We start from the raw sequence: 20,704 nt of genomic DNA, 5'->3' as shown, positions 1-20,704 counted from the left end.
CGGCGATCGCTTTCTGACAAAACATGAAACAATCCACTCATACACAAGTAGAGTTTGCTGGTGAGTGAAGCAGTGATTAAAACAACACCCACACAGCCCGACCTTGCTGGAAAGATTTTAATATAGCATCAGGATAGGGGTTAAATTTTGGTTATCCTCAGATATTATATGATGCTGAATTTAGTTAGGTATTTTGCTACGATCGCTGTTTGATAGACCTAACTGTGATAGTGGTAAATTTATAGAAAATATGTTAGTAAAACGCAAAAGCCGCAGTATCGCTGCTATTCTCGCTTTTTCTGGTACGCTCACCATCTCAGGATTACACAAGTTTTATTTGGGTCAGCCGTTGTGGGGGATTTTATATGTTCTGCTTTCTTGGACACCGATCCCCAAGGTGGCTAGTGCTATTGAAGGTGTTTGGTATCTAGCTTTAGATGAAGAAGCTTTTGACCGCAATTTTAATCAGGGTAAGTCAGCTGTTAAGTTTTCCCAACAAGCAAGCAATCAAGTAGAAACGGTGGCGAATGCTTTGCGAGAATTAGACGCACTCCGCCAAGATGGTCTAATTTCAGAATATGAATTTGAACAAAAGCGCCGCCAGCTACTCGACCAAATTTCTTGATACAAGCAAAGATGATGCAAAACTGGCTACCTTTAAACTTTAAGTTACAAAAACTCCGCGCCAAACTGCTCAATGATCCTTACTATCGGTTGCAATCTGGTGAAGAAATTCAAATAGCGGCACAATTGGGTATTCGTATTGATGTTAATCAAGCAACGGTGGATGATTGGTTACGCTTACCAGGTTTGTCGATTCACCAAGCGCGATCGCTCGTCGAACTTTCCCGTTCTGGGGTTAAATTTTACTGTATCGAAGATATTGCCGCTGCTTTGAGTTTACCTGTACAGCGTCTCAAGCCATTAGAGCCACTGCTGCATTTTGTTTACTATGACAATGAATCTCTGGTTCATTCAACCCATGTAGTTAACCCAAACACCGCTACAGTCGAGATGTTGGTACAAACGCCATTTATCGATTTATCTCTTGCTCAAGCAGTGGTAGAAAATCGCCTAGCAAATGGAATATACCGTAATTTAGCTGATTTTCAACAGCGATTGCAATTACCTGCGGAAGCGATCGCTCAGTTAATGTATTTTCTGCGCTTTTAATTTATATATTGTTGTTATTTATGTATATAAATTCAATCAATCTGCCTCAAATATTATTGGAGCTATAGCAGAGTGCAAATTGGTGGAGTAGACAATTTAGGACTTAAAGCCAGACATAGAGGCTATTTTATTTCACTAAATTCTGCTGTATATGACTTTTTTATGTCTTTCTTATGTCTAGTAATTAATATAAACTTTCTCTATCTTACTGATAGTTGCTAATAGATACCCTTAAATTTGTAGACCTTATAACTAATTGTCAAGAAATTTATATATTTGAACTACAATATTCATAAAAACTTATTTATCAAAATATTCACCATATATATCATCTGAGTAAAGAAGTATTAAGAAATTCTTATTAAAAAATATTGCAGCTACTTGATTTTGCTGTTAACGTGTGTGTAGCAACGCTGCTGATAAACCCTCGGAATCTAAAAGAGGTAAAAAGTATGAGCCAAGTCTATTCAGCCAATTGCTTGAAGTATTGATTTGCTATCTGGAAGGCAGAGGATTTCTGCAATGTAGATGGAAACAAAAATATCTCATTGCTAAACGCTGAGTTCTCCTCTGAATTCCAACAAGACCGATGATTTGTCTTACCTGTGGGAAACGAGTAACTGTAATTGCGTCTATCTGCAAGCACAAAACGCAGGGTAAGACTTAAATTCTGGAGATGAAAACCGATGAAGATTCAAGGTAACGTTGCTCTAATTACAGGGGCTTCTCGCGGTATTGGAAAAGCGATCGCCCTAGCGCTGGCGCAACAAGGGATGAAAAAGCTAATTTTGATAGCACGCGATCGCCAAAAGTTAACCCAAGTCGCCGAAGAAATTGAAGCGATGGGAACAGAAGCCGTCGTTATGACACTAGATTTAACACGCGCCACTGAGGTGAATATTGCTGTAGCACAACTGTGGCGTAATCATGGCCCGATTCATCTACTGGTTAACTGTGCAGGAGTCGCATATCAAACCTCATTCTTGCGTTCCAAACTTCCCCAAGTGCAAGAAGAACTTTCGGTGAATTTGTTGGGAATGTACACTCTCACCAGTCTCATCGCCCGACGCATGGCCAGCCAAAGACAAGGGACAATTGTTAATGTCTCTAGTTTAATGGGGAAAGTCGCTGCACCCACGATGGCAACATATTCAGCCACAAAGTTTGCCATCTTAGGATTTACCCAAGCCTTGCGTCAAGAACTAGCCGAGTACAACATTCAAGTCACAGCTTTATTACCATCTCTCACCGACACAGATATGGTGCGGAACTTGCAATTATTCCGTTGGGTAATCCCCATGACACCCCAACAAGTAGCGCAAGCATTAATTGTCGGATTGCAGAATGATGCATCAGAAATTTTAGTTGGTTGGCAAAGTCATTTAGCTGTGTGGTGTCAACGTCTCGCCCCTTGGTTGTTAGAGTTGATTTTAAAAATTGCTGTACCGCCAGCACCAAAAAAGCAGCAGTCTGAAGAAAGACCAAGCTTATTGAGTAGAATCAATCGTTTCTTTGATGTATTGCTATCTAGAAACGTAACTGGGTTGGTATCTGCACGTAAGTCTTAAGAGATTCTGGGACGCGATCGCCGATCGCAACAATAGGGATACAGTATGAGGGATGAAAAGTTTTATTCCTCATACTTATGCTTTCCTTCCCTACGACTGTACCGCCAGAAATTGTTGACGGCTTACCAAATATTTCTGGTTGGGAGAAAGAAGTTCTTTCTGTAGTCAACCACAACGAACCTGTCTTTTTACCCTCAACTAATCTCAGGTTAGAGGATATTAATGCAGTATTTGCGATCGCCTTACACATGCACCAGCCAAGCATCCCCGCAGGATATGGTGGCGAACTGATCAGCAATCTGCAATATATGTTTGAACATCCCCACGAAGGCGATAACCACAACGCTGGGCCATTTGCTTATTGTTATAGCCGTATGGGCGATTTCATTCCTGAACTTGTCAGTCAAGGTTGCAATCCCCGCGTCATGCTAGATTACTCTGGCAATTTGTTGTGGGGATTGCGTCAAATGGGACGCAACGATATCCTCGACAACCTCAAACGAATTACTTGCGATACTGCTTATCAACCTTACGTCGAGTGGTTAGGAACAATGTGGAGTCATGCTGTTGTTCCTTCCACACCGATACCTGATATTAAATTGCATATTATTGCTTGGCAACAACATTTTGCTGCTATTTTTGGCTGGGAAGCATTGGCGCGAGTCAAAGGTTTTTCACCTCCAGAAATGCACTTGCCAAATCACCCCGATACACTGTTTGAATTTGTCAAAGCACTGAAAGAATGCGGCTATCGCTGGTTACTAGTACAAGAACATTCTGTAGAAACAATCAATGGCGAACCTCTGACATACAAACATCTACCACACCGTTTAATCGCTCGTAATTCTCAAGGCGAAACAATTAGTATTACAGCTTTAATTAAAACTCAAGGTTCTGATACAAAATTAGTTGCTCAGATGCAACCATACTACGAAGCTAAAACTCTCTCAAAACAACAAATAGGTAATGTATTAGTACCACCAATAGTCAGCCAAATTGGTGATGGTGAAAATGGCGGTGTGATGATGAATGAATTTCCCAGTGCTTTTAAACAAGCTTGGTGGGATATGGTCAATCATGGTGGTGGTAAATCTGGTGTTGTCGGGATGTGCGGCACAGAATATTTAGAGTTAATTGCAGCCGCAGGTTGCAACCCCCAAGATTATCCTCCCTGCCAACCAATAGGACAACATCAAATTTGGCAACGAGTTTCTCCAGAGAATTGTCAACCTGAAGCTGTAGAAAATGCCATCCAAGAATTAAAACAAATAAACCCTAACTTTCATGTAGATGGGGCTTCCTGGACGAATCATATCAGTTGGGTAAAAGGATATGAAAATGTATTATCTCCGATGAATCAACTCAGCAGTTTATTTCATGAAAAAATAGATAAATTGTTTCTAAAGGATGAGCCGGAAGCAATTACTCAACAATCTCAATACCGCCAAAGATTACTCTATAACTTATTGCTGCAAACTAGCTGCTTTCGTTATTGGGGGCAAGGTACTTGGACAGATTATGCCAGAGAAATTTATAAACGTGGGGAGACTTTATTGCAAGCAAATTTATAAACTACAACAGTAGGGTGAGCATGATCATACTCACCCTACAAGCTTTCTTGTAAATTTATTTTCTTCCCTTACATCCTACTCTACCCTTCGGGAACACCTGACGGCGAACGGGAAGCTACTTCTTTTTTATACGTTCTTTACGCTTTATTTAAAAATATTTATGTAATCTCACGGTGGTTAGGAGTAAAATAAATTTAAATTTAGTTTAGATAATCAAATTTAAATTTTTATATAAAAACTCAGCGAGAGTAACAAAATGTTGTGGCAAAAATGGCAACTATTGTTAGGAACTGCGGCACTATTGTTGCCATTAACGTTTAGTTTAGCTCACGCCAGGATAAAGATAGATGGAGCGATCGCAGCCAAAGCTATTGCCCAAAATTCTATCCCTAATCAACGTCAACACCGCACTGCACTGATTATTGGCAATTCCAATTACAAATTAGCAGACACATTAGCTAACCCTGTTAACGATGCTACAGATATTGCTAACTCCTTACAGCAATTGGGATTTGATGTCATACTCCTCAAAGATGCAGATTTGCGACAAATGGAAGAAGCACTTGAAAGCTTTAATCGCCGTTTGCGTCAGGGAGGAGTCGGACTCTTTTACTATGCAGGTCACGGACTACAAGTAGACGGAGAAAATTATTTAATACCTGTAAATGCGCGGCTGGAAAGAGAACAAGATGTACGTTACGAAGCGATGGCGATGGGTAAAGTACTAAACGTCATGGAAGATGCGGCTAACGATGCTAATTTTATTATTTTAGATGCCTGTCGAAATAATCCCTTCTCTCGTCAATGGCGTTCTCTACAACGCGGTTTAGCTACACCAGTACAAGCTGTTAAAGGTACACTCATTGCTTATGCTACCGCACCCGGAAAAGTTGCCTTAGATGGAGATGGGCGCAACAGCCCCTACACTACAGCTTTGTTACGTAATATCAAGACTCCCAGTCTAGATGTCGAGCAAATGTTTAAACAAGTGCGGGCTGATGTACTCCAAACAACTGACGGTAAACAAACGCCTTGGGAATCTTCGTCTTTGGTTGGTTCTTTTGCTTTCAATCAGACAAATAATATTAAAAGAGATAATTTAACACCTTCTATACCTCAACCCTCTCTTCCGACTCCACCAGCTTCACAAGGAACAACAGCTTTTGTCCAACCGCCGAGTTTAGTAGAGGTAACAATTAGTTATAGTCGAATTAAAACCTTGGGAGCTACCTATTACTTTACAGTTCACTTACCAAAAAATGCTGGAACCACATTGCAACAAATTACAATTAACCAGCCTGAAGGTGCAGAATACATTCGCTTCAATCTCAATGAGAGTGTTGCTTTTAAAGGGACACGTTCTCAGCAAGGAGAAAAACTAGAATTAAAAGATATTAGGAGCGACGAAAAAAATCAAAAAGTATCGTTTACTTTTGAGCCTTCTGTGTCTCCTGGTACTGAAATTACTATTGCTTTAAAGGCTGTGCAGAATCCCCAAAAAACTGGTGTTTATAGCTTCGGAGTTACAGCATTTCCAATGGGCGAAACGGCCAATGGTCAATTTCTGGGTTTTGGTAAATTCAATTTTATCAGTACATCTAATACTAATTAGTAATTTTTAATTAATAATTTTCTAGGTGTTTTTTATCTCATTTTGATTAATATCTATACTCTACACCAAAGGTAAAAGTATTTTAAATTCTGTACCTACTCCTTCCTGAGAACGGAAATTTAACTTACCACCATGTCTAGCTGTAATAATTCGGTAGCTAACTCCTAAACTAGTTTCGATATCAGCCCGTTTCTCAGTAGAAAAAGAAGCCAAAATTTGTTTTTGGGCTTCTTCAGACATTCCAGGACTATTATCAACAATGCTAATGCAAACCCAACGAGAATCTGGTGCATTTGGTTGGGTTGCTGCTTGAGAAATAACTGCTGTAGTAATTACAATTTGAGGTTTGTTGCTGTTATTTTCACATTTTGAATGAAACTGCTGTCGCACGGCTTCATCTAATAAACTATCAACAGTTTGACTAAAAATATTCATTAATACTTGGTGTAATTGTCCCATAAAGCAAGAGACAGGTGGAATTTTACCATATTTCTTCACAATCTCAATTTCGCCTTTTAGACGGCTTTTCAAAAGTAGAATAATCCCATCTAGACAAGCATTAATATCTATTGGTTTAGGATAAACTTCATCAATATGACAAAAATTCTGTAAGCTGGTAACGAGTTTTTTTAATCTTTCTGCGCCAGTATGAGCGCTTGCTAGAGCTTTGGATAAATCTTCTTCTAGAAAATCAAATTCAATTTCTTCTTTAAGATGATTAATTGCAGCTGAATCATGGGGTAATTCTTCAGCGTAAGTCGCTATCAGCTTGAGTAAGTCTTGACTATATTTAGAGATGTAAGTTAAATTACCCCAAATAAAGCCTACGGGGTCTAAAATTTCATGGGCTACGCCATCCACTAAACGCCCTAGACGTGCCATTTTATCATTTTGAATCATTTGGGCTTGACTACGTTCGTAGCGTACCTGAGTTTCAATACCGCGAATTTGCCAAGCAGCTAGATTTAGGTCATGAATATCTAATAATTTGTAGATATTTGCGTCTGTTTGGACAACAATAGGTTCAGCAAAAAGTTCTGGCGATCGCTTGAGCGTATGTTGCATCGCTGTTAAAATCGTTGTCGTCTCTGGTAGCAACAAAATTTCTGTGCGTGCATAGCTATAAAGTTCATTTAAGGTAGCTTTAGCAAATAACTCTTGTCCATAGGGACGAATGAAGAATTCTAGTAGTCGCCGCCGAGAAATCATCCCTATGAATTCTTTACTTTCCAGTAAAATTATTCCTGGTAATCGCGGATATTTTTCTAAAAAAATTGCAACTTCAGCAGCCGTACAACTAATATCTATACCAAAGTTGTACATTGGCAGTTCTTGGAGATTTGATTCTAAACTGAGGTAGCGATCGCTGGCAATCGATAAAATTGGTGGTGATATTGCAGAAATGAATTCTTGTGACACTGGAGACCCTGATATATAAAAATTTTAATCAGTAATTAATCAGTAAAAATTAGATATTCCTAGCTTACTAATTAATTTGGTAGAAATAAACATAACTATGTGATGAAACTTCAATAGACCTGAAACCATTAATCATGACAAATTGACGCTTATCACTAGTGATATTTATTTGTTTGCCCTAATGAACTTTGGGCTGAGATAAATAAGTTAATAGCTTGATTAATCACAATTTTAACTAACAATAACAAAAATCTGCATTAGTCAAATTTTCATCAACAACCTCCAAAACAATACTTTGCAACTTTTAAGATAATCAATCCAATAATCTTTACTAAAATTATTTCAGATGGTATTGCAGTTTGCTAGTTTTTATAGTAAAAATCAACCACAGCTTATGACCGATTGGCCAAAACTAAGTTCAAACACTGAGATGCGTAATCAAGGGTGATCCTCAATTGTTTAAAGACTGTAAATCCTTTATGAAAATGCGTGGAAGATAACACACTAATCAGATAATTTACAGTAAGTATAAACATTAGGTAATTAAACGTCACCTAGTTCTATGCACATCAACCGATAATTCGGAACTATTTCGGAATTTAGACAATCTCAAGAATAGCCATCCTCCGTAAATGCACTCATGTAAAATGACTATACTTAAAACTCACAGGCGCTAGATAGCGCTTAAGCAAGACTACGAATTCCACATAGTCTGGTTGTGTCAATGACGTTTAATTATCCATACATGATTTTGATCCCCATTTCGATAGAATGACTAGACATAACCTCAAAACTTTCAACCGCTTTTGACTGCGACACCCATGAATCAACTGAGCAATGGTTTCACGATATTTCTGAGTCTGCTAGTCGAAGCGATGCCGTTTTTGCTGCTAGGGGTTTTATTCTCTAGTTTGCTGCTGTTTTTTGTTGATGAGCGCAAATTAGTCGAAAAAATGCCCAAAAATCCACTGTTGGGCGCGTTAGTTGGCAGTTTGGTCGGTTTTTTATTTCCGGTGTGTGAGTGTGGCAATGTGCCAGTAGCGCGGCGATTGCTGATTCAGGGGGTACCCACACCTGTAGCAATTGGTTTTTTACTAGCAGCACCAACAATTAACCCCATCGTAATTTGGGCAACGTGGACGGCGTTTCGCGATCAGCCAGAGATAGTAGTTTTACGAGTCGTATTTTCCCTATTAATTGCCATAATTGTGGGCTTTGTCTTTAGTTTTCAAAAAGACTTAAATCCCATAGTCCAACCTGCGATCGCCCGGTATATGAAGTTTAATCCACCCACCAAAGTGGAAACTCAACGTCGGGGAAAACGTTACCAAATTCCTCAGGAACCAACAACATCAAGCCTGTTGCAATCTGGGACTTATATTTTGGGCGGTAAAGCAGGTATGCCCATACGTATAGATGGCAGTGTATCACCAGCAGATGATCCACTCGCTACCCCGAATAAACCACTAGCCGCTAAACTGCGCCTGCTGGTAGATAACAGCATTCAAGAATTGCGAGAATTAGGAGCAGTGATGGTGATTGGTAGTGCGGTTGCAGCTGCTATCCAAGTTTTTGCACCCCGTGATTTAATCCTCAGTCTTGGTGCTGGCCCTGTCAGTTCCATCATCGTTATGCTGATTTTGGCAGCAGTTGTCTCAATTTGTTCTACAGTCGATTCTTTCTTTGCCTTATCCTTTGCTTCAGCATTTAGTAGCGGTTCCTTGTTGGCTTTTCTGGTCTTTGGCCCAATGATTGACATCAAAAGCGTTGGGTTAATGTTATCCATTCTGAAACCCAGGGCAATTTTTTACCTCTTTGCCTTAGCCGGACAATTGACATTCTTATTCACGCTGTTTATTAACTTGCACGTTTTGTAAATTGGTCAATAGTCAATGGTGAGTCAGTGCGTTGGGGAGACACTGCGTTGGGCGGCTATGCCGACTTGTAGCAAGTGTCGTCGGGTTTCCCGACTCCCTCACTGACGAACCCGAAGGGTCAATAATTATTTGTTTGATTAATTAAAGACTATTGACTTTGGACTTTGGACTTTTGACTCTGAAAAATGACCAATGACACCTAAACCTAAACGCCCCAATTTATTACTCCCTTGGCTGGATGTTCTAGCAATCACAGCTTGGGGAATTTTGATGTTGAAATACTGGCTAACTGGCAAGCTAAATTTGTTGATTCACCCAAATTACTTTGGTTTGGTAGTAGTGGCAGGTATTGGCTTGATAATTGTCGGTTTATTCAAAATGCAAGAAATTTGGCAACGTCGCCACCGCGATGTTGTGCCAAATGTCCAGCACATGAGTTTATTTCCTCCTGGTTGGAGTGGTGCTTTGCTTTTAACTGCGGCAATTTTGGGTTTCATCATTACCCCGCAAGTGTTTGCCAGTGATAAAGCACTCAACCGAGGTGTAACTGATTTACTCGGAACCTCACGCATTAAACCCCAAGCCTTTCGGGCTTCAATTCGTCCAGAAGAGCGATCGCTTGTAGACTGGGTAAGGACACTCAACGTTTATCCAGAACCAGACGCATATACAGGGCAAAAAACCAAAGTCCAGGGATTTGTCATCCATCCACCAGATTTAAGCAAAGAATATGTGTTCCTAGCCCGATTTGTTCTCTCATGCTGTGCTGCGGATGCTTACCCCGTAGGATTACCCGTGAAATTGCCAGCAAATCAAGAACAGTACGCCCCTGATACTTGGTTAGAAGTTGAAGGACAAATGGCTACCGAAAATCTCAGCAGCAAACGCCAATTAACCATTGTGGCTAACTCCGTCAAAAAAATTCCCCAACCCCAAAATCCTTATAGCTATTAGTCAAGAGGAGCCAGTGCGTTGGGGAGACAGCGCTGTGGGCGGGTTTCCCGACTTGAAGCGACTGTCGTCGGCTATGCCGACTTGTGGCAACTGGCGTTCCAAAGTCCATTGACCATTGACAAATGACCATTGACCATTGACCCTTGACCCTTGACCAATGACTAGTAAAACACTCATCCAACCACTAGACCGCGTAGCGATCGCCTTGATGTTGCTACTAAGTTTGCTGATTGGCTTTATCATCTTACAAGGTGATGTTGTTTCCCCCCGCGTCCGCGATTTTACTTGGCAGAATCAGCAAATTGGTGCTGAAGATATTGCTTTTAGCCTCACCTTTAGCCGTCCAATGGATATTAAAAGCGTTGAGGATAACTTAAAAATTGAGCCGCCTTTGGCAGGAAAATTTAGTTGGGCTGGTAGGCGGATGGTTTATACACTATTAACACCAGCCCCCTACGGCACGAACTATAAAGTACAGCTACAACAAGCCAAAGATAAATTTGCTCAAAAAGAAAGTAACAGTAAAGTTATACAGCCTTTTGTCGGGAATTTTCGTACCCGCGATCGCGTCATTATTTATATTGGAGCCAACCCAGAAGAACAAGGGCAGTTAATTCTTTACAACTTAACCCAAGAGCAAAAAAAAGTACTCACCCCCAAAGACATAACGGTGATGGACTTTAAACCGTTTCCAAATGGGGAAAAAATCTTCTTTTCGGCTCGGACTGCCAACAACGAAGATTTACTCTCTGCCCAGTTGTACACAGTAACAACGGGAATTCCTGGGAAATCAGACACTAAACCAGAAGCGGCGGGTAAAGTTGACTTAATTTTAGATAATAAAGACTATCAAAACCTCAAATTTGACTTATCACCAGATGGCGAAATTCTCGTCGTCCAACGCGGTAATAAAAATAATCCCGGTGACTTTGGGCTGTGGTATATGCCCACAAACTGGGATAAATCAGGCGCAAAACCCACTCCTCAAAAGCTGCAAAGCCAACCAGGAGGAGATTTTATGATCACTCCCGATAGTAAAGCTGTTGCTGTTGCTCAAGGACAAGGGGCTGCGATATTACCACTACAAGCAGATGCGAGGAAACCCTTAGACTTTCTGCCGCAATTTGGTCTAGTGCAGGCTTTCTCCAAAGATGGTTCCCAGGCGGCAATGGTCAAATTTAATACCGATTACACACGAGATTTATTTTTAGTTACTAACCAAGGTATCCAAAAACCTTTGTTAAAAACTACAGGCTCAATAATTAATTGCCAATTTGATCCGGCTTCACCCACTCTCTATTGCTTGTTAACGCAGTTAATCACCCAAGCCGAATACGTAGAGCAACCTTATTTAGTCGCCATTGACCTGAAAACTGGACAACAGAAACCGCTGCTAGTCTTACCAGTGGATCAGCGGAACGTAGAAATGAGCCTATCCCCTGATGGTCTAGGTTTGTTATTTGACCAAGTAGTACCACAACCCAATAACGTGCAAGCACCTGCCAGTAGTTTAAAGACAGATGATGGTGAAGCGATCGCAACTAGCAGTTTATGGTTGATGCCATTGTTACCCATTGCCGATGCAGCTGTGACCACAATTAAACCAGAAAAGCTACCTTTAATTGGTTTCCATCCTCGTTGGTTGCCGTAATCAGAAGCAAGGGTGCAGGGGGCAAGGGTGAAATTGTTCTGTGAATTCCTTGCCTATGCTTTCTTACGCTTAAATGAAGTGGAATGAAATGGAACCCAACATCATCAAGACTGTGTTGGGTTTCGCGGTTGCTTCACCCAACCTACCATTTCTAGTTGCCATAACTAACATTGGGTGTCAGGGTATAAGGGGGTAGAGTTGTAAGTGAAAGAACCAACACATAAAATCGAGAGCCGAACAGCCAACTCTGGTTGGGGTTTTCCCTACACCCTCATACCCCTAAACCACTACTTCCCGCTGTAGTCTCACACCCCTGTTCCCTTAGAACCAGGGTGTTTGCTAAATTATATACAGCGCAGATATTTGTCTAGCGCGTGAATTTCTACCAGGCAGCTATTACTACCAAATACAAATAATTATTGACCGCAGCCAACCTAGATACGACTTTTGTTAAGCATCTATGCTGAAATCTGTACCTCGTAACATTTGCACCATAAACCCTCATCTAGCCTAAGGTTGACGGGTTCTCAGGTTGTAATGTTATAACGTCATCAGTTCTAGATGCAAAATGGGAACACTAACCTATAACTAGTGACTCATGCTTGGGAAAAATTCAACTTGGTTTCTAAATTAAATGCCGAGCGAACAAAGTTGATGAGCAATGCTGAACTGAGCATCGCTGAGTATCTTTAGGTGGGTGGGTCAAGAGTGATGAATGAAGCTGACACCTCAAACAACAGGGCTGTGATGGAATCTCTCAATTCTGCTAACTCGCTACAACCAGAGTCGGCGAGCTGTCCTTTTTATTCAGTTGTGCCTTCTGAAAATCTGGCTATTAGGCAATTGCCACTTCTCAAACCAGCAGAAGAAAAACAACCCGATCCGCCAAATCCTCAACCCTCGGAAAATGTCACCCAAGAAGAATGGGTAGCAGAACCAGACAGTAGCCAACAAGCAGCAATTGATGATGAATTTCAGAAACTGCTGGTATTAAATGAAGAACTGCGTGCAGCTAACAATGAATTGTATGAACAAGTAGAGCATCTCAAAGATGACTTAGCTGAGACAGAAAAGGCTTTGCAGTGGCAGAAACGGCGTTCTAGTGTCACTGAGTCCATGCTCAACCAACAAGCACAGGAACTGATTGCTGCCCAAGAACAAATTCAGTCTTTATTTCAACAGTTAGACACTACTGCACAAACTGTCCAACGTCAAGAAACTCTCATAGAAACTTATAAAGCACAGCTACAAATTAGCCAACAACGCCTTGCTCAGTTAGAACGGGAATGTGCATTATTGCAGACTAATTATAATGAACAGTCTCAGCAGGTATTGCAGTCAGAAACTACTTGTCGAGAATTACGTACTCGGTTGATGCGTCAACAGCGCCAAACACTGCAATTTAAGGCAGCTTTGGAAAAATGTTTAGAACCACCCGCTGTCAACAACGACTCCCCTGACGAGACAGCGAGTAATACTTCTTACAACAGCACTACTAAGCAAAGCAGATTCTCTCGAAAGGCGCGGTCTTTATTTCCTAATGTACAACCAATTAGACCTTGGTCAGCAGAACCAGAAACTCCCTCTGAGAATGTTGCTCATCCTTGGGCTGAATCTTCCGCACCACCTTCACCCAGCCATAATAATCCTGTTCCTCAGCCATCTTCTCCTTGGAACTGGCAGACTCAGGAAGACACACCAGAATCAACTGAACCAGATCCTACTTCAGAAATAGATGATGAGCCAATTACATCAGAAACGGTTTCAGCTGATAGCTCAGCAAAATTAGATGAGCAAATAGATAGTCTCATCCAAATGTTTTTTGCTTCCCAACCGGGAGCTTCACCGTCTGCTACCAGTGAAACCAATGTCACCACCAATACTGCTGATGCACCGATTTGGGAAACTTGGGTGAAAAATGATGAACAATCAGAACCTACACTAGAAGAGCAATTGGAAGCATTAGCAATAGAAAATAATACTCCAATTACTGTGCCTAGTTCGGTAATTGAAGAATCAACAGAAAATAATTCACCAATTTCCTTTACTTTACCGTTGACCAAGAAGACAACTGAAGAGCCAGAAAATTATTGGTTAGAACCCACACCACAGAATACTGAGGAATTGTCAGAGACAGAGTTACCCCAAGAAACATCTGGTGACTATAACAATGATTCTCAATCACCGTCACCAGTTGTTTATCCCCAACGTCCACCCAAGGGACGTAAATCTTTGGCATCAGTGGAATTACCAAATTTTCGTCCTAGGAATAAAAATAATTCGTAATTAAAAATCAGTTTTGTAGGGTGTGTATTCTGTGAGATTACGACACCGCTAGAGATTCGCTGTGCGTTATGGACGTTAGCCTCATGCAAGAGTTCGATAAATTCATAGTAACCCCTCTCCAAACCTCTCCCCGAAGCGGGGAGAGGCTTAAAAATTCTATTATTTCGTACTAAGTTTTAGATTTTCTGCCCCTTCCCTAGTAGGGAAGGGGTTGGGGTTAGGTTCCATCGAATTCACGTTAACGCACTATACCCTGCTCAATTACGAATTAAGAATTACAGTTTCTGGTTTAACTGTTGGCGTTTGATTTGGCGATCGCGGTTTACCTGTGGTAATTGCGTAACGAATAGCTAATAATTGTAACCACAAAGCCGGATTACGAGGTTCCAACCAAGGTTGAATTTTGCACAAAAAACTCGCCAACCAAGGACTCAGCAAAGTACTGACTAGGGCATAGCGACCAAAGTTAAGATAGTTACCAACCCATCTCAAGAAATCTCTGGGGCCAGCCAGTTCCCAAATCCACAAGACTAAAGCTGGGTTTTTGCGGGCGGCTTTGAGTGCCAAGCGGTTAAAGGTTAACCAATTACACCTATCTTTAATGAAATTATCCGCAACCTCCGGCGGTTCATCTGCTAATAGCCCAAAGAAGGTATTCAGCATCGAGTTAATCCGCTGGGGAGGGATAAATTTTCCAGTCGGAACCATCATACCTTTAGAAAATAGCCAGGTTACCGAAACATTGCTTTGGTAAGCACGAATTTTATTCAAGTGGCGGAAACTTAATAAATCATGCTTGAGGGCGGTATCCAACAGTGTAGTCAAGCGTTCTAAGTTCCGCACCAAAGAACCAAAACCTGTAAACACCAGGGGAGACTGAAGAGATGCAGCATCACCGATCGCAATTAATCTATCAAAGGCAACTTTGCGATCGCTACTGCTCACACTAAAATGACCTGGGATGTATCCAAATGTTGGCTTTTTCCACACCAGTTTATCCATATCGCAGCGACGATACTCTGGCAGAATTGTGAAAAAGTCCTCGTACATCTCTAACAGAGAACCTGGATTATCGGGGTGGACTTCGTGGTAGTGAAATAAATAAATCGTTAGTTCTTCACCTGCGCCGGGAAACAGTTCCCAAATCAACTGTCTTCCCCGCGAAATATCGCCGTGACTGTACAGCACATCTCCATACTGAGAATCCCAAACTTGTGGTTCAAATCCACCATCAATAACTGCACCCACTGTCGGACAGACACTATCAAAAGCACGACCACCATTTAATTGCCATGCAATGGGTGAAGCAGTTCCCATTGCATCTACTAATAATCGCCCAGTTACTTGCTTTTCTTCCTGGGTGGGTAAATGTTTGACTGTAACCACAACTTGTGGTTCATCAATATCCACACGGATAAACTCAGTTTCGTCCCAGATATCACCACCAGCCGCCCGCAGTTTTTGACCGCACATTTGCAGCCATTTTTCTGAATCTAAGGCTACGTTTAATACTGTGGGTGTGTGTAGAATAGGCGATCGCAATTTTGGCGGATTATTACCATCAAAAAATTTGTTAAATCCGTCTTTATATTCTCTGACAATAATGCTTTCCAACTCAGTGGTGGTTACCAAACCCAGATTTAATAAGCTTTGGAGTTCATCACGAGAAATATTCCATTCCCGGTTCATCCGCCCAAAAGGTAGACGTTCCACCAACAGCACTTTGTATCCCAGTTTGGCCATAACTGCCGCATGGACTACCCCTAGTGCGCCACCGATGTAAATCAAATCATATTGGGGATTGGGATTTTCTGTCTGCTGGTTTTTTTTAAAGATTACCTGATGCGGTTCTTGGGGATTACGTACACCTTCGCGCCATCGTTGTTCCCACCAATAGGCACGTTTGAGGTCGTATTCGCCATTGGGCATTTTCTGAAAATATTTAACGGTAAGTGGGTAATATGGGGCTAACGCTTCAAAAATTGATTGTTGGGATAAATCTATTGCTGGCGGTTTAGGGTACTGATGGGGAAAGCGTTGTCTAATTTCTGTCTTGAGGCGGAGCAAAATCTCCTTCTCTTGAGGGAAAGGCTGATCTGCCCAACGGAAGACCTTTAAATAGGTAGTTCTCTGCACTGACCACACAAAAATTGATAGTTCTGTCGGTAATTTTTCGGAAATACTCTGGACAGATGTTGTATAGTCTGTAGGTAATTTCAGGCAGAAGCCATCTGGGGTTAGTGATTTCTCGCCAATTCCTGGTTGAAAATCCGCTTGTAGCCACTGACGTACCGCTGCTGTGTCTGGAATTGGAACTTCTAAATAAAGGATTTCTTTCATGTGTTGCTGACATCTCCCTTAAAATACTCATTTCGACAGATTTATTAATGGCGAAAATTCCGCTAAACTCCGCCCTATTAGTCAAATAAAGATTCTGTAAAGAACTTTTAATAATTTGTCAAATTTTTTTCTTCATTTTGTAACTTTGTAAACCTCACGCCATGAATTATCCCATTCCAGATAGCCCTCAAGACATTCTTGCGTTACAACAAAAGCCAGTTGATGAAGAACTTGTAGCTTCTGCGATCGCAGGAGTAATTAAAATTGTCCGTTCTCAAGGTAAATCTTTGGAAGATTTAACCGCGCAGGTACTTGAAGATGATCCATTGCTAGATAGGCAGCAACGACGTTGGTTAAGTCAATTGCTGGCTCAAGCCTGGGAAAGTTTTACTTGAGGAGGCAGAAGGCAGAAGGAGAAATATTCTTACTCCTATAACCTTGCACTCCTTATAAATTAATACTATTCCCGCGTAGGTTGGGTGAAGCGTAGCGAAACCCAACATTCGTATATACTTTGCTGTTAACTGAACTATTTTGATTTAAAGTCCACTATTTTTTGCCTACTTGCCACTCAAAGGTGTCCAATTACCAGAAGGAACAAATGCCGCCCAAAATCGTGGATGCTGATATTCTTGACTATTGAGTAAATCTAACTGTGCAGCACGTAAAGCTTCATGTCTTCCTTTACCCGCCTGCAAATTCTGGTAATACTTCACCATCAAATCCTTTGTCGCCTCATCATCCACCAACCACAGACTTAAAACTTGAGTTTGCGAACCAGCAATTACCAAAGCCCGACGCAAACCATAAACACCATCGCCAACTTTCACGTCTCCCTTACCAGTGTCGCAAGCCGACAGTACAACTAATTGATTAGAACGCAAATCTAAACCAGCCACTTCCAACGCCGTCAACACACCATCATCACTACCGTTTTTGACTTGATTGCGTTTATTTGCACCAGCCAACGCCAAACCAGAACGCAACAGTGGATTTTCCACTTCTATAATCTTCGGTTGACGTGGTATTAATTCTAAATCTGGTGAAGTGTTGAGATTTTGTTCCACATCGGTAATAAAAAAACCGTGAGTCGCCAAATGTAAAATGCTGGGACTGTGTAGTTGTTTAACAGCCGTTTCTGTTGCATCTTTACCTAACAGTAATTTGGCATTAGGTAAAACCTTCTTAATTGCTACAGCTTCATCTTTCGTATTCTCTAAAGGTGGAAATTCCAAAGTCGCCAACTCACCAGAACGGCGATTTTGTAAACCACGTGAACTACTTGTTTTAGCAGAGGCTAAAGTTTGGGTTTGGTTGTTGTAGTCAATATCTGCCAGCACCACAGGTGCAGAAGCATTGTTAACATTTGGTTGAAAATGCAACAAATCCCGCCCACTGGTGAGATAAGAAAAAGCATAACGTTCAATTAAAAATTTATCTTGCTCATCCTTTAATGCTTCAAAAGGAATTAATGTTAATTGCCCATCGGGTGAAATTAAAATATGGCTGGCATCACCCAATAAAGGACGAATGGGTGCGATTAATTTCTCATTTAAAGTACGGGAAAGTTTTTTAAATGGTCTTCCTGTGGCTAAAGCTGCACGAAAATCAATGGCTAATTGATCTATTTCTGCGGCTTCACCTAAATCAAGCCAATGCGGTTCACCTTTAGAGCGTAATACCGCCACCGCATAACGAGGTTTACCCCATTTTTGAGCATCTGTCTTAGCTTTGGCATTGTATGGTTGATACTGCACAATTTCTACCAAAGCTGCATCTTGGGATATCTTGGCTTGAATGGCAGCTAACTCTACTGGTTGTGTCTGCTGACGAAATTCGGAGCTTTGACTACTAATTGCTGCTTCTAATTTCTCTCTTTGTGCTTCCAGTTGTTCTAGTTGAGCTTTCGGGTTAGCGGTTTGTTTTTCTGGCTGAGAGTAGATTAATGTTGAAAGTTGCTGTTGTACTTGCAGCCATTGAGAAAATAATTGTTGAGTTTCTGGACTGCTGTCGAGTTTAGAGCGTAGTATTTGGATGCTGTCAGCTACGGCATCTAACACCAGACCTTTGCGGCGGAGTACAGTAGTTAAAGCCAGAGATGCGGCAGTTGGATTATTCCGAGCTTCTTGTAAAGATAGGGAGACAGCAGCATCTGTTTTCCCTGAAAAAGTTCTGATGTAATCTTGTTTGCTTTTTTCTGAACCAACAGCAAAAATTAGATTAAGATTTTGTGCTTCTACTTCTAACCCACGCCTTAAGAAATCAATAGCACGAGTGATATCACCTTGCGCTTGGTACAGTGCAGCCAAATTATTCAAGCTAATGGCGACATCAGGATGAACATTCCCCAACACCTTCTCTCGAATAGCCAGGGAGCGTTGATACAAAGGTTCGGCTTGTTGATATTTTCCCTGCGCTTGATAAAGTCCAGCCAAATTATTCAAGCTAGTGGCAACATCAGGATGAACATTCCCCAGCACCTTCTCTGTGATAGCCAGGGAGCGTTGATACAAAGGTTCGGCTTGTTGATATTTTCCCTGTGAATCATACAGTTCAGCCAAATTATTCAAGCTTTGGGCGACATCGGGATGTTCTTTGCCCAGCATTTTCTCTCGGATAGCCAGGGAGCGTTGAAACAAAGGTTCGGCTTGTTGATATTTTCCCTGTACACGATACAGTAGAGCCAAATTATTCAAGCTAGTGGCGACCGAGGGATGTTCCTTACCTAGCACCTTCTCATAGATAGTCAGAGAGCGTTGAAACAAAGGTTCGGCTTGTTGATATTTTCCCTGTACACGATACAGTGCAGCCAAATTATTTAAGCTAGTAGCGACATCAGGATGTTCTTGACCCAGCACCTTCTCTCGAATAGTCAGGGAGCGTTGAAACAAAGGTTCGGCTTGTTGATATTTTCCCTGTACACGATACAGTGCAGCCAAATTATTCAAGCTAGTAGCGACATCAGGATGTTCTTTGCCCAGCACCTTCTCTCGAATAGTCAGGGAGCGTTGAAACAAAGGTTCGGCTTGTTGATATTTTCCCTGTTCTCTATACAGTTCAGCCAAATTATTCAAACTAATGGCGACATCAGGATGTTCTTTGCCCAGCACCTTCTCTTGAATAGTCAGGGAGCGTTGAAACAAAGGTTCGGCTTGTTGATATTTTCCCTGTTCTCTGTACAGTTCAGCCAAATTATTCAAGCTAGTAGCGACTAATGAATGTTCTTTGCCCAGCACTTTCTCTCTGATAGCCAGGGAGCGTTGATACAATGATTCGGCTTGTTGATATTTTCCCTGTGCTTGATACAGTCCAGCCAAATTATTCAAGCTAGTAGCGACTAATGAATGTTCTTGTCCCAATGCCTTTTCTCTAATAGCCAATGCGCGTTCTGCTAAAGGGATGGCAGTAGTGTATTTACCTTCTTGATATAACTTAACTACCTGTTCATTCAGTTCTAAAGCTTCTTTTAAAGCTGCTTGTTCCTCTGCTGAATGCACTGGAGTTTGCTGTTGTGCTATTCCTGTGACTGGTGTACTGAAAACTAACCCTGTTGTCATCGCACCTGCTACCATCCAAGGTGCAAGACAGATAGCCGCAGCATTAATCGCGCTGAATAAATTTTTCACAGTCAAATCACAAGCTTTTCGGTTTGGCTATGAAGTAAATCATGCCGGATTCAGCAATTTTCGCAAAGTACTTGTGATAAAAATCTAAAACCCTCTCATTCCTCTTTGCGTCTCTGCGCCTTTACGTGAGAAAATTCAACATCCCACAACACCCAACGCAGAAAATTTCCTGACACTTTCACCTCAAAGCCTCACCTTTCACCCTTGGAACTCGAACATTCGAGTAAAAAGATAGAAACTTTACCTTCCGAACTCGAACTGTCAGCCTTTGAACTCGAACATTCAAGTAAAAAGCAGGAAACTTCGCCTTCTGAACTCGAACTGTCAACCTTGGAACTCCAACATTCGAGTAAAAAACTAGAAACTTCACCTTCCGAACTCGAAAGTTCTCATTTCAAACAAGAATGTTGTTGTTTAAAATCTCAAAAGCCAAGATTAGCCAACACTTTGAAAAATTTGTTCGACAGCCAAATTTTAGTTCTGGGAAAGTTTGTGAGATAAGGCGCTTATTATTTCGGAATTGCTGCACTTGATATTCCCCATCAACTAATGAGTAAACCGAGATAGTGGGTTGTTTGGGATTGCCAATAAACTGAGTGCTGAGTATTGAGTGTTGAGGTACGAGAT

15 protein-coding genes are annotated in these 20,704 nt (G+C 41.3%); 11 read left to right on the top strand and 4 right to left on the bottom strand.

Features of this window, described 5'->3' with window-relative positions:
- Window positions 1-250 precede the first annotated feature (250 nt).
- The 5 genes from ACMX3D_RS13565 (at window position 251) to ACMX3D_RS13545 (ending at window position 5,924) form a co-directional block, all read left to right on the top strand.
- The gene (locus ACMX3D_RS13565) at window positions 251-625 is read left to right on the top strand and encodes an NINE protein (RefSeq protein WP_482751921.1); all 375 of its coding nucleotides are present in this window, start codon (window positions 251-253) and stop codon (window positions 623-625) included.
- A 14-nt stretch (window positions 626-639) separates the two neighbouring features.
- Window positions 640-1,173 (top strand): ComEA family DNA-binding protein, encoded by a 534-nt coding sequence (locus ACMX3D_RS13560; RefSeq protein ID WP_482752338.1) that lies wholly within the window; start codon window positions 640-642, stop codon window positions 1,171-1,173.
- Window positions 1,174-1,859: 686 nt separating this feature from the next.
- Window positions 1,860-2,741: an SDR family NAD(P)-dependent oxidoreductase gene (locus tag ACMX3D_RS13555; protein WP_482751920.1), complete on the top strand. Its 882-nt coding sequence runs from the start codon at window positions 1,860-1,862 to the stop codon at window positions 2,739-2,741.
- Window positions 2,742-2,818: 77 nt separating this feature from the next.
- On the top strand, window positions 2,819-4,312 hold the full coding sequence (locus ACMX3D_RS13550; protein ID WP_482751919.1) for a glycosyl hydrolase family 57: 1,494 nt from the start codon (window positions 2,819-2,821) through the stop codon (window positions 4,310-4,312).
- A gap of 256 nt (window positions 4,313-4,568) precedes the next feature.
- Entirely contained in the window at window positions 4,569-5,924 is a 1,356-nt protein-coding gene (locus ACMX3D_RS13545; RefSeq protein ID WP_482751918.1) for a DUF2808 domain-containing protein, read from the top strand.
- 60 nt (window positions 5,925-5,984) lie between these two features.
- Here the strand turns inward: ACMX3D_RS13545 and ACMX3D_RS13540 are convergent, their stop codons facing one another.
- Window positions 5,985-7,343, bottom strand: coding sequence for a sensor histidine kinase (locus ACMX3D_RS13540; RefSeq protein WP_482751917.1), 1,359 nt, complete (start codon window positions 7,341-7,343; stop codon window positions 5,985-5,987).
- Window positions 7,344-8,164: 821 nt separating this feature from the next.
- Here ACMX3D_RS13540 and ACMX3D_RS13535 point away from each other — a divergent pair.
- Window positions 8,165-9,220, top strand: coding sequence for a permease (locus ACMX3D_RS13535; RefSeq protein ID WP_482751916.1), 1,056 nt, complete (start codon window positions 8,165-8,167; stop codon window positions 9,218-9,220).
- A 192-nt stretch (window positions 9,221-9,412) separates the two neighbouring features.
- The gene (locus tag ACMX3D_RS13530; protein ID WP_482751915.1) at window positions 9,413-10,174 is read left to right on the top strand and encodes a TIGR03943 family putative permease subunit; all 762 of its coding nucleotides are present in this window, start codon (window positions 9,413-9,415) and stop codon (window positions 10,172-10,174) included.
- On the opposite strand, the gene ACMX3D_RS13525 is transcribed toward ACMX3D_RS13530, so the two are convergent.
- Window positions 10,175-10,351, bottom strand: a complete 177-nt coding sequence (locus ACMX3D_RS13525) for a hypothetical protein (RefSeq protein WP_482751914.1) — start codon at window positions 10,349-10,351, stop codon at window positions 10,175-10,177.
- On the opposite strand from ACMX3D_RS13525, the gene ACMX3D_RS13520 reads away from it, so the two are divergent.
- Together ACMX3D_RS13520 and ACMX3D_RS13515 are read left to right on the top strand one after the other, a co-directional pair.
- Window positions 10,332-11,825, top strand: coding sequence for a hypothetical protein (locus tag ACMX3D_RS13520; protein WP_482751913.1), 1,494 nt, complete (start codon window positions 10,332-10,334; stop codon window positions 11,823-11,825). The genes ACMX3D_RS13525 and ACMX3D_RS13520 overlap by 20 nt on opposite strands.
- A gap of 711 nt (window positions 11,826-12,536) precedes the next feature.
- Window positions 12,537-14,111, top strand: coding sequence for a coiled-coil domain-containing protein (locus ACMX3D_RS13515; RefSeq protein WP_482751912.1), 1,575 nt, complete (start codon window positions 12,537-12,539; stop codon window positions 14,109-14,111).
- A gap of 261 nt (window positions 14,112-14,372) precedes the next feature.
- On the opposite strand, the gene ACMX3D_RS13510 is transcribed toward ACMX3D_RS13515, so the two are convergent.
- Complete coding sequence (locus ACMX3D_RS13510; RefSeq protein ID WP_482751911.1) at window positions 14,373-16,451, bottom strand: NAD(P)/FAD-dependent oxidoreductase; 2,079 nt, start codon at window positions 16,449-16,451, stop codon at window positions 14,373-14,375.
- A gap of 161 nt (window positions 16,452-16,612) precedes the next feature.
- On the opposite strand from ACMX3D_RS13510, the gene ACMX3D_RS13505 reads away from it, so the two are divergent.
- Complete coding sequence (locus tag ACMX3D_RS13505) at window positions 16,613-16,846, top strand: hypothetical protein (protein ID WP_062287777.1); 234 nt, start codon at window positions 16,613-16,615, stop codon at window positions 16,844-16,846.
- A 165-nt stretch (window positions 16,847-17,011) separates the two neighbouring features.
- Here the strand turns inward: ACMX3D_RS13505 and ACMX3D_RS13500 are convergent, their stop codons facing one another.
- Window positions 17,012-20,077: a CHAT domain-containing tetratricopeptide repeat protein gene (locus tag ACMX3D_RS13500; protein ID WP_482751910.1), complete on the bottom strand. Its 3,066-nt coding sequence runs from the start codon at window positions 20,075-20,077 to the stop codon at window positions 17,012-17,014.
- A 204-nt stretch (window positions 20,078-20,281) separates the two neighbouring features.
- Between ACMX3D_RS13500 and ACMX3D_RS13495 the strand changes: the two genes are divergently transcribed.
- The gene (locus ACMX3D_RS13495; protein ID WP_482751909.1) at window positions 20,282-20,578 is read left to right on the top strand and encodes a hypothetical protein; all 297 of its coding nucleotides are present in this window, start codon (window positions 20,282-20,284) and stop codon (window positions 20,576-20,578) included.
- Window positions 20,579-20,704 lie beyond the last annotated feature (126 nt).

This window comes from Anabaena sp. TISTR 8404, assembly GCF_056847745.1.
The sequence above is the reverse complement of the archived record's forward strand: the minus strand, read 5'-3'. Positions and strand labels throughout refer to the sequence as shown.